The sequence below is a fragment of the Selenomonas sp. WCT3 genome (assembly GCA_900100835.1).
Classification (GTDB): Bacteria; Bacillota; Negativicutes; order Selenomonadales; family Selenomonadaceae; genus Selenomonas_A; species Selenomonas_A ruminantium_E.
The window spans coordinates 62,300-73,277 of the sequence record FNCM01000014.1 but is presented as its reverse complement, the minus strand read 5'-3'; the positions used below and the strand labels follow the sequence as shown (position 1 = coordinate 73,277).

General features: G+C 51.2%; 10 protein-coding genes. 1 reads left to right on the top strand and 9 read right to left on the bottom strand.

The window, feature by feature from the left end; all coding sequences use genetic code 11:
- Positions 1 to 487: 487 nt before the first annotated feature.
- The 6 genes from BLQ36_RS11225 to BLQ36_RS11200 are packed head-to-tail and all read right to left on the bottom strand — an operon-like array spanning position 488 to position 6,652.
- A complete protein-coding gene (locus BLQ36_RS11225) occupies positions 488 to 1,714 on the bottom strand; it encodes a copper amine oxidase (protein ID WP_143558752.1) in 1,227 nt (408 codons plus the stop codon).
- Positions 1,715 to 1,768: 54 nt separating this feature from the next.
- Entirely contained in the window at positions 1,769 to 2,554 is a 786-nt protein-coding gene (locus BLQ36_RS11220) for a polysaccharide deacetylase family protein (protein WP_412583094.1), read from the bottom strand.
- A 26-nt stretch (positions 2,555 to 2,580) separates the two neighbouring features.
- Positions 2,581 to 3,510: a DNA-binding protein WhiA gene (gene whiA, locus BLQ36_RS11215; protein WP_074515671.1), complete on the bottom strand. Its 930-nt coding sequence runs from the start codon at positions 3,508 to 3,510 to the stop codon at positions 2,581 to 2,583.
- Positions 3,511 to 3,544: 34 nt separating this feature from the next.
- The gene (locus BLQ36_RS11210) at positions 3,545 to 4,867 is read right to left on the bottom strand and encodes a gluconeogenesis factor YvcK family protein (protein ID WP_074515670.1); all 1,323 of its coding nucleotides are present in this window, start codon (positions 4,865 to 4,867) and stop codon (positions 3,545 to 3,547) included.
- Between the two features lie 6 nt (positions 4,868 to 4,873).
- A complete protein-coding gene (gene rapZ, locus BLQ36_RS11205; protein WP_180364874.1) occupies positions 4,874 to 5,809 on the bottom strand; it encodes an RNase adapter RapZ in 936 nt (311 codons plus the stop codon).
- A gap of 36 nt (positions 5,810 to 5,845) precedes the next feature.
- Positions 5,846 to 6,652 carry a Cof-type HAD-IIB family hydrolase gene (locus tag BLQ36_RS11200; protein WP_074515669.1) on the bottom strand — a complete coding sequence of 269 codons (807 nt, stop codon included), beginning with the start codon at positions 6,650 to 6,652 and terminating at the stop codon, positions 5,846 to 5,848.
- A gap of 156 nt (positions 6,653 to 6,808) precedes the next feature.
- Between BLQ36_RS11200 and clpX the strand changes: the two genes are divergently transcribed.
- Entirely contained in the window at positions 6,809 to 8,092 is a 1,284-nt protein-coding gene (gene clpX / locus BLQ36_RS11195; RefSeq protein ID WP_074515668.1) for an ATP-dependent Clp protease ATP-binding subunit ClpX, read from the top strand.
- A gap of 66 nt (positions 8,093 to 8,158) precedes the next feature.
- Here the strand turns inward: clpX and aroF are convergent, their stop codons facing one another.
- The 3 genes from aroF to BLQ36_RS11180 all read right to left on the bottom strand — a co-directional run bounded on the left by aroF (position 8,159) and on the right by BLQ36_RS11180 (position 10,891).
- Positions 8,159 to 9,190, bottom strand: coding sequence for a 3-deoxy-7-phosphoheptulonate synthase (gene aroF / locus BLQ36_RS11190; protein WP_074515667.1), 1,032 nt, complete (start codon positions 9,188 to 9,190; stop codon positions 8,159 to 8,161).
- 20 nt (positions 9,191 to 9,210) lie between these two features.
- Positions 9,211 to 10,059: a prephenate dehydratase gene (gene pheA, locus BLQ36_RS11185; RefSeq protein ID WP_074515666.1), complete on the bottom strand. Its 849-nt coding sequence runs from the start codon at positions 10,057 to 10,059 to the stop codon at positions 9,211 to 9,213.
- Positions 10,060 to 10,231: 172 nt separating this feature from the next.
- A complete protein-coding gene (locus BLQ36_RS11180) occupies positions 10,232 to 10,891 on the bottom strand; it encodes a 3'-5' exonuclease (RefSeq protein WP_074515665.1) in 660 nt (219 codons plus the stop codon).
- Positions 10,892 to 10,978: the final 87 nt, after the last annotated feature.

The following is a 10,978-nucleotide window of genomic DNA, read 5'->3' as shown; positions in this document are numbered from 1 at the left end:
TAACATCTGGCTTAAATCATGTTGCATGATTTCATTTTACATTGTTTAGTTTTCAGAGAACAATCTCTGTCGCTCATTTCAGCGACTCATTTATTATATCGCATCGATTTGTTTCTGTCAAGAACTTTTTAAAATTCTTTTTTGAAGCTTTTCGGTGAAAACGCCCACAACCGCTTGCCAGTCAAGGCTTATCGTTGTTTTTGTTTTCGCCGTATCTCTCAGCGACTTGTACTATGATACACGCTCTTTTATCATTTGTCAACACTTTTTGAAAAAATCTTTCCAGTTAGGTCATTTGATGTCGAAGTATTTCTCCGGTGGTGAGCAGCCAATACCTCATCCGAGCGCTTCGCGCCCACCTTCCCCAGAGGGGAAGGCCTTTTTTCGGGAGCAGCTCCTCCTACCAGCTCTAACCGATAGCCTATAATTTACAACAAAGACCTGTTGGTCTCTACAGAAGCAACAGGTCTTTGTTATTCGTAAATTTTTATTGTACGGGAACCATAATGATACTTATGGGCAGATTCGATGCTCCTGGCGGGGAATACTCAATCCATACGGATTTATCGGCGCGGTATACTCCCAAATCTGCCAATTCCGCCGATTTCGTCAACACAACAATTCCTTTTTCACGCAACTCTTCCTGCTCTTGGGTTTCTGCTGGGGTTTTATCACCAAAATAAACCTGCCCTTGCGGCGTTGGCAACATATCCGGGCCGACTTCGCCATACTTCATTCGCACCGCACCAGCATATACACCGCCTAACGGGCACAAGTAATACTGCACTTTGCAATCGCCAGCCGTTGGAACCTGAATCCGATAGACGATTCCATAGTTCCCCTCATCTTTTACCACGCTTCCATCGGTTGCATCGATTCCCTGCCGGTATTTATCCCGCCTGTCATCGGCTACGGGAAAATACATAATGCCATCGGTCTCCGGATGATATTCCCGAGTCGAAGTCATAACCCGATTCATTCCAGTAAAAGTCCCTCTCAGACATACGGCATCTTTTGGCAATACCGGCAAATTCCGCGCTTCGGTAACCGGGTCACCATAAACATCAAGCATCAACACACTTACCTTCACCGGGTGGTCAGCATAGAAATCATACATCCCCGACACCAATTCTCCCGGCTGCAACAAAATAGCGTTCATTTCCTCCTGCAGGAGTTTTGCTACGCCCTCGCCCAAAACAATTTTTTGGTCCATAGGCTGGCCAAAATACTGCATTTGCACGGCTTTGCCCACTTTCATATAGTGGTCGCTAGGAGTACCACTACCACCGCGGGTAATATGAATGACATTTGTCCCTTCGTATTTATTCTCCAATACCACCGCGATTTTTTTCGGCTCACTCGTATTGTTAAGATGATAATAGAGAACCCGTACATCACCGCTTACGGTATCCTGATACAAAATGCCATTCCGCTCCACATACTCCGGACTATCCGAAAAGAGCAGCGTCCCGCCCTCGTCTTTTGATACCATTGGTATTTCATGCATAACGTTGGAGGGTTTTACCCAAGCTTTCTTTGCCGGTTTATTCTGGCTGTTCAATATGGCTTGTATTCTCTCTTTGATGTTCACGTTTTTTGTCGTCCTACTATTTTCCTTGACGGACTGCGTATGGACCACCGTTGTTCCCTTATGGTTAGCGGTACGCTCCGAAGCCATCGCCGTCAACGGGATACAGCATAACAATGCCGTCACCAATGTTCCCCACATTATTTTTCTTGCCTGGTAAATTTTCTTCACGCCCTTCAATTAATGCTGATGGATTCCCAGCTTTGTCATAACCTCGGCCTTGAGCAGCCGCAGCTTGAATTCCATCAAGCCAAAGCGCGGATGCGGAATATTCGTCCGCTGCAACAGATAGGGATTCGTCTCGAAGGTATTCAGGCCAGCATCCCCTGTCACCGCCGTAAGATATTCATTCTCCTTGAGCATCTCCGGCATCTCCGGCGAAAATTCGCCATTGGGGTACGAGAAGGAGAATACCGTCCGTATGCCGTTCCACTCCATAAGTAATTTGGAAAGTTTCATCTCTTCCATTTGTTTTTCGCGATCCAAATGGGTCAAAGGCTGATGATTGGCTGTATGGCTGCCGATTTCTACCCCATGGTCCTGCAACGCCCGGAGCTCATCCCAGGTCAGATAATTCGGCCGGCCAATACTGTTGGTCGCCATATAGACAACAGCCTTCATATTGTGATCTTCCAATATAGGAAGCATGGTGGTGTAGTTGTTTTCGTAACCGTCATCAAAGGACAGGATAATCGGTTTCTCCGGTAAATCCAGCTTGCCTTTTTTCGCCTTCATGAATTCCAAGGGCGTGATGGTTGTATACCCCTGTTGCTGAAGATAATCCAGCTGCTGGCGAAAATCCTCTGGCGGCACATTGTAAGTCCACCCTTCTTCCGGGTCAACTTCTGCTACCATATGATATTCCAAAATAGGTACTCCCGTCGGCATCGGCCCCAACAGCAGCCAGCCCAAGAACAGCAGCAGCATTACCGCCGCTGCCAATATAATCCGTTTGATTGAATGCAACAAAAATCCTTCTTCCTAATATACTATTACCCCTCCGGCAATTCCTCTGCCAATTCGCGCAGTTTCCGCATGCGGTGATTCATTCCCGACTTGCTTACTCCCAGCATCTCCGCCAGTTCGGTCAAACTGGCATCCGGATGTTTTAATCGCATTTCCGCCGTCGCCCGCAATTTTGCCGGCAGCTTAACCGCCGCTTCCTGCAGCCGCTTTATATACTCCAGCTGCCGTCCAGCGGCATCCACGGTTTTTTGCAGATTGGCCGTTTCACAATTTACCAGCCGGTTGACCTGTTCGCGAACCTCCTTAACGTTCCGGGCCACTTCAAAGGCCTCTACCGCCTCGTCAGCCTGAATCATCGCCAAAAAGTCCATGACTGCATCGCCTTCCTTTAGATAAACGACATAGTCCTCCTTCCGGTCGGTAAAGCCAACGGGAAAGCCCATGCGCTTTAACAGCGTATTTAAGAGATTCCCCAAACCATAACTTCCCGTCACCAGTTCCAAATGATAGCTGGCCTCGGGCCGGTTCACACTGCCGCCGCCCTGAAAGGCACCGCGCAGATAAGCAACGCGGCAGCAGGCTTTCTTCAGCAGTGCCATATCCGTTGTCATATTGAGGCTTTCGTCCTGCAAGAATCCCAGTTTTTCCAACAGTTCCGCCACGGGGGGGGCTGGCACTACTCGCACCGTATAGTTGTTGTTTTTATTCAACTGGCGGGAACGGCGCACAGTTATCTCCGTCCGGATATTGCCGCCTTCGCTTTTCAGCAGCTGCAGCGTCTTCCGCGCGACAGCAGCATTCTTCGTGGTGAAGTTCAAGCCAAAAGTGCGGCGCAAGCCAAAGGTGATTGTTGCCCCCATGCGCAATAGCGCCGCCAATTCTGCCGTACGGCAGCAGCTCTGCTCGTAATTCAAGCGGGCCAGCTCATTTTTTACCTCCGTCGCAAATGACGGCATAGCAGCTCACTCCTATATTATCGTTCGTTTGCTCTCAATGATTTTTGACATCGAAGCCCTTCAAGGCACTGGGCTGAAGCCGATAAACCATCTGCATGACGCTTCGGGACAATTTGTCCGGGTCATGGCGAATGACGTCCGTCTCATTAATGATATCCGCTTTGACAAAACCTACCCCCAGGGCATTGATGGCCTCTTCATCCACTTCCACCGGATAAGCGCCTTTCTTGGCATAAAAAGCCTGCATATCCGAAGAAATCGGGGTGCTGTTGACCAGCATGTAATCAATAACTCCCTTGCCACCATGCTCAATAATCGCCTTGGCATGCATGGAAGCTGTATAACCATCCGTCTCTCCTGGCTGAGTCATGACATTGCAGATATAGATTTTCACCGCCTTGCTTTTGCGCAGGGCTTCTGCCACACCGTCCACCAGCAAATTCGGCATAATGCTCGTGTAGAGACTTCCCGGCCCTAGAATGATGGCATCCGCCGAAGTCAGCGCATCTAGTGCCGACTGTACCGGCTGGACATGCTCCGGGAAAAGCCGTACCCGATGAATCCGCTTGTGAACCTCCGGGATATTCGACTCACCTTCGACTACGGTACCGTCCTCCATAACGGCATCTAATCGCACATGGTCTTTCGATGCCGGCAGCACTTGACCTTTAACCGCCAAAACTTTGGAGGACTCCTTCAAAGCCTGCTCCACATCTCCCGTGACTTCGTTCATCGCCGCAATGAAGAGATTGCCGAAACTATGGCCTGCCAGTTCACTTTCGCCACGGAAACGGTACTGGAACAGCTTTTCCATCAGGGGCTCTGTATCGGCCAGCGCCACCAGGCAGTTGCGTAAATCCCCCGGCGGAATGATGCCCAGCTCCTCACGTAAACGCCCGGAAGAACCGCCATCATCGGCCACAGTAACCACCGCCGTCACATTGCTGGTGGCAGACTTAATCCCCCGCAGCAGCACCGACAGACCATGACCGCCCCCCACCACGGTAACGGAGGGGCCTTTGCCCAGGCGACGTTTTTCGTAGATAATATCCACCAACCGTTCCGAGTTGTCTGGCAGCAGCACCGTGATAACCGACCGAATGACAAAGCGGGTTGCCACCAGCATTAGTACAGCCCCCAGGATTACCACGGCGATACCGATAAGGGTGGAAAACATGTAGTTATAACTGCCCTTCCACAGATACACAGCCCGGAAAATCGCCTCTTCGATATAATCCAGATATTTATAGTTAAAAATCAGTGCCAACCCCAAGCTGACCAGCATGACGCCAGCAGAAAAGAGCAGCAGCCATCGCTTGAATTTCATGCCGGGGTAAAGCCATTTCAATAAATGCATATCCCTTTAACACTCCTCACGCACATGTTCGCGGACGTCATTTTTCATGAGGTCGCGATGCTCTACCTTGACGGGGTACCCCTTGGCTGCCAGCCGGTCATAGATGTGTTTGGCCGTAAAGACACTGCGATGCATGCCCCCTGTGCAGCCCACAGCCACTACTAGCTGGCTCTTACCCTCTTTGACATACTGCGGCACCAAAAAATCAAGCATCCCGTCCAAATGCTTGAGAAACTCCTGGGTTACCGGCCACTTGGCAATGTATTCGGCCACCTCAGGAACAGCACCGCTCTTATGGCGCATGGATTCAATATAGAAGGGATTCGGCAGGAAGCGCACATCCAGCACCAAATCAGCATCCAGCGGCATGCCAAACTTGAAGCCAAAGGACAGCACATTGATACTCATCTGCTCCCCTTCGTTGGTGCCAAACAAACGATGAATCTTATCCCGCAGCTCAACCTTCTTGAGTTCTGAGGTATCAATAATATAGGTTGCCTTGGCCCGGGCCAGTGCCAACCGCTCGCGCTCCTTGGCAATGCCATCGGAAATGCGGGAGGATGGCGCCATGGGATGACGGCGGCGCGTCTCCTTATAACGGCGGATAATCACCGGGTCGGATGCATCCATGAAGAGCATCTCATAGGGAACATCATCCCGATCCATATCATCCAACGTGTGGATAAAGGTGTCAAAAAACTCGCGGCTCCGCGTATCCACCACCAATACCACCTTGCCCACATGGCCGCCGGCATGTTTGCAAAGTTCGACGAATTTGGGAATGAACACCGCCGGCAGATTATCCACCACAAAATAACCGAGGTCCTCCATATAGCGGCAGGCCTGGGTTTTGCCGCCCCCCGACATGCCGGTAACAATGACCAGCCGAAATTTATCTTCTTTCTTCACCTGTTCTTCAACAGCCTCTAATTCTTTATCCATCATTTCACCTTCTAACCCAAAGATTGAATCCGATAATTATTCCTGTTCCAAAACATAGCGGAACACCGCATCGGCCCAGCCGTTTTCCAGGCAGTTCCCGGTCTCGTACTCGCAGACCTTTTTGACCGCAGCCACGGCATTTCCCATAGCCACCGAATGGCCAGCGGCCTTTAACATGGGCAAATCGTTCTCCGCATCGCCAATGGCCATGGTATCCGCAATGGAAATCCCCAGCCGCTCTGCCAGCTTGCGAATCCCCGCTGCCTTGCTGACCCCCGGGTTGATGATTTCTGCATACTGTGCCTTGGAACGCACCGGCGAAAGCACGTCACCAAAAACCGACCGCAGCTCGGCAATGCGGGCATCGGTCTCCGCTGCCCCATCGGTAATGGAGAGCAGTTTGCATACTTCCGCCGTATGTTCCTTGAGGCCCTCCCAGCCAACGGCATGGCCCTTGATTTGCTGATCCGCTTCATAGGCCTGGGCATACTGGTTGAACTCAGCATAATACAGTTCATCCTGACTGTAAATCTGCAGGTACCAGTCCCGCTCCCGGCAGTAATCGATCACCCGGCACACCAGCTCCGGCGCCAGATAATTGCTATACAGCACCTCGCCAGCCACAGTTTTAATCAAGGCCCCATTATAGGTGATAATCGGAACATCCACCCCCAGTGCCTTAGCCACCGGCAATGCTGCCTTGTACATACGACCGGTGGCAATCGTCACGGTAACACCGGCTTTTACCGCCGCCTGGGCAGCTGCTATATTTTCATCCGATACCTGCTGACCGCTTGGCAGCAGCGTACCATCCAAATCTGTCACAAAAAGCTTGATTGACATTTCTTTCCTCCTCAATACTGGGGATAAAATCTCAACCCTATTGTCTCACATCAGCAGAAAATTGCAAGTGGCTGACGCTACTCCTTGAAAAAAGCTCTCTTATATAAGATAATAATACTACAAATAGAAATCAATGAGCCGGAAAGGACGTTTCCCATGGAAAAGAAAGTTATCACCCATCAGTGCAGCTTCTGCAAGCGCACCATCAAAGTCCGTGACCAATACGATATGCCAATATACGACCCCAGCACCGGTTTTGCCATCTGCAAAAACTGCGTGCGGGAAATCAATCACTTCCTGGATGAGCACGAAGAAGCTGCCCAGCAGGAGGAGTCGAAGGCTTTTGCCGGCCAGCTTGACGATATACTGGCCAAGAACAAGCCCCATATCATCAAAGAGTACCTGGATGAATACATCATCAACCAGGATCGAGCCAAGAAAATCCTCTCCGTCGCCGTCTACAACCATTACAAGCGCATGAAGTACGGCTATCTAAATGACGATGGCACCGAAATCGAAAAATCCAACGTCATCATGCTGGGCCCCTCGGGCTGCGGCAAAACGGCCCTGCTCTCCCACCTCTCCAAGCTGCTCGATATCCCCTTTGCCGTAACAGATGCATCGAGCCTCACCGAGGCAGGCTTTGTCGGTGCTGACGTAGAGGTTGCCGTCCGCAATCTTTACTATGCCGCCGACAAGGACATCGAAAAAGCCGAGCACGGCATCATCTACCTGGACGAATTCGATAAGATTGCCCGCAAATCCGGTGCTAACAACTCGATTACGGCCGACCCGGGACACGAAGGCGTCCAGCAGGCACTGTTAAAAATGCTGGAAGGCAGTGTCGTCGAATTCACCTCCCGCGGACAGCGCAAGCACCCGGAAGCGCCCACCATCAAAGTCGACACCCGCAACATCCTATTCATCGTCGGCGGTGCCTTTGTAGGCATTGACGATGTCATCGGCAAGCGCCTGTCCAAGACCAGCTCCATCGGCTTTGGCGCCGACGTACAGGGTAAAGACGACAAACCGAAATTTGATGAGCTCATTCACAAGGTTCGTCCGGAAGACCTCATGCAGTACGGTATCATTCCAGAAATCATCGGCCGTCTGCCGGTTATCTGCACCCTTGAAACCCTCGACGAAGACGCCCTGCTGCGCATTCTGACCGAACCCAAGAACGCGCCGGTCAAGCAGTACGAAAAACTGCTGGCTATGGACCACGTGCAGCTCGAGTTCGAAGAAGACGCCCTGCGCGCCGTTGCGAAAAAAGCCATTGAGCGCAAGACTGGCGCCCGCAGCCTCAAGGGTATCATCGAAGATGTCATGCTCGACATCATGTTTGATATTCCCAAATCCGATGAGCCCCGCAAGGTCATTATCACCAAAGACTGCATTGAAAACGGTGCTAAACCTGACGTAGTAAAACTTGATAAATAATTGATTGTGAAAGAGCCGCTGACTTCCCGGAGTCAGCGGCTCTTTTTTATACCGGGATATCCGCCTTTAAATATCCATCGGCACGATATTTTCCTGTTTCATGAACTGGGACAGTTTCTGGATGCCAGCCATGACTTCCTGATAGTTCTCCGGCGTCAGGGACTGCGGTCCGTCAGAAAGGGCTTTGGCCGGATTCGGATGAACTTCCATCATGAGACCATCAGCACCAGCAGCAACAGCCGCAAAGGCCATCGGTTTTACCATGCGCCACTTACCCGTTCCATGGCTCGGATCGACGATGATGGGCAAGTGGGAGAGATGCTTTACTGCCGCCACCGCACTGAGATCAAGGGTATTGCGCGTATAGGTCTCATAGGTGCGAATGCCCCGCTCGCACAAGACAACATTAGGGTTGCCTTCATTCATAATATACTCAGCAGCATTGAGCCACTCATCAATGGTGGCGGCCAAACCGCGTTTCAACAGAACCGGTTTGCCACAGCGGCCAACTTCCTTAAGCAGGCCAAAATTCTGCATATTGCGGGCACCGACCTGAAGCATATCGGCATATTCCGCTACGCCGTCAATGGCCTCTACCGTAGTCACCTCGGTAACCACCCGCAGACCAGTGCGCTCACGGGCTTCCGCCAAATACTTAAGGCCCTGTTCCTCCAACCCCTGGAAGGAATACGGCGAAGTACGCGGCTTATAAGCGCCGCCGCGCAGGAACTGTGCTCCGGCGGCCTTAACGATTTCCGCAGCCTCAAAGAGCTGCTCCTTCGACTCGACGGCACAGGGGCCTGCCATGACTACCGGTGTTCCATCGCCAATCTTCACCCCAGCCACATCGATAACGCTGCTCTGGGGATGAAACTCGCGGCTGGCCAATTTATAGCTCTTCGAAATGGATACCGTCTTTTCCACCCCCGGCAGTGCATCAATGGCCACACTGGCCAGCCTGGTCTTATCGCCGATAACCCCGACAATTTTCTGCTGGCTGCCCTCCATAACCTTGGCTTCAAGCCCCGCTTCATTGACCGCCTCAATAACTCCCTTGATTTCCGCTGCCGTCGCATCGACATTCATGATAATTACCATAGATATACCCCTTCTCGTCTTTATTCTACTGTATAAACAGGAAACGTCCCCAAATTCTTGAGCCAAATACTCTTCTTCGCCACGGCGTCAATGGACTCCTGCAACGCTTTTTCATCCGGCGTGTACTCCAAATCGAAAAAGAAGATATACGCCCCCAGTTCCGTACGCGCCGGTCTGGATTCAATGCGGGTCATGTTGATGCCCCGCTCGGCAAACTCCTTGAGCACATCGTAAAGGGCACCGGCCTTCTGGCCATCAATCTGGCAGATAATTAACACCTTTTCCTTCGGCAAAAATGGATTGCCCGTTCCGCGGCGGCGAACCTGGAAAAATCTGGTGCAGTTCGCCATATTGTCCTGAATCTCCGCCGCAATCGTGTGCAGGCCGTTTAATTCACCAGCCCGCTCCGTGCAAATGGCCGCCCAGCCAGAGGACGCCGATTCTGCCGCCACCAACTCTGCCGCCCGAGCCGTACTGGAAACCTTGACAATCTCCGCCTGGGGATAATGCTGCTGCAGATAGGCCCGGCACTGGGAAATAGGCTGGGGATGCGAATAAACGCGGCGAATTTCATCCGCCCCACATTTAGCCATGAGCTGATTGTGAACCGGCCAAATGAGTTCCCTAGCCACCTCCAACGTCTCACTGCGAGCCAGCGTGTCCAACGTTATATTGATTGCCCCCTCCAGCGAATTTTCCACGGGAACCAGGGCCGTATCCAATCGCCCTTCGTCCACATCCTGAAGGCATTCAAAGAGGTCCGGAACCGTCACCAGCTCATACGGCGTGTCCAGCCGCCCGTTCAAATAACTGGCTGCCGCCTCGCTATGCGTCCCCTTTGGGCCAAGCACCCCCATTATTTTGCTCATTCCATCTCCTCCTGACTGGTCAGCGTATAAAAAAAGCTCCATCCTCTAAAGGACGGAGCTTGATGTATCGTCATTTCCTTTAAAATTGATAATATCATAACATAATACCCATCAATCAGCAAGAGAAAAATAAACAGTTACACCATTTGTATGCCAGCAAAGCACAATTGTATTACAAATTATCTTTTAATTTCAACAGATCCGGACACAAATCCCCAATGGAGCTGGCCAAATCTTCCTTGGGCTGGAGAATGTCCAATACGGGCTGCATCGTCGCCCGGAACTTCTCATCATCCTGCATGAGTACCAGAATGGCACTGGTATTGATGGCATCCGCCAGCGCCGTATGCTGGGTACCTTCAAATTGGTGATCCATGGCCCCCAAAGCGTGTTTGAGTGCCAAACTGTTATGCAGCCCCAAGCGATTATCAAACTCCTGCTGCAAGTCGACCCAGCGGTCATCCAGCCATGTCACATCGAACTCCGGCATCTTAAAGCGGCATTCTTTTTTCAGCTGCTTGATATCGGACATGCTCCAGGAATAGATTTTGGTTTCTGCCTCCCCAATCCAATCCACGAAATTCTGGAAGCAGACCGCATAGGCCTCCTTCCCCTCCACCATCGCCTGGGTAATGCCAGTAAGATTGGTGATATGTTTTTTTATAGGGCCATAGGCGGGAGCTACATAACACTGAAATTCTGCTTCCTGCTCAAAATTTTCATCGAGACGCACGGCGCCAAACTCGATGACTTCTTCATTCATCTTGCGGCGCACATCGCGGAATTCCCGGCTTACTGGATTCATTTCCAAGTCTACGACCACGTATTTCATCTGTATCCCCCGTACTTTCTGTCGATTACTTCTTCCCTTTTATTCTACGTGATTCCTTCGTTTTCTTCAATAGGATTCTATGCTATC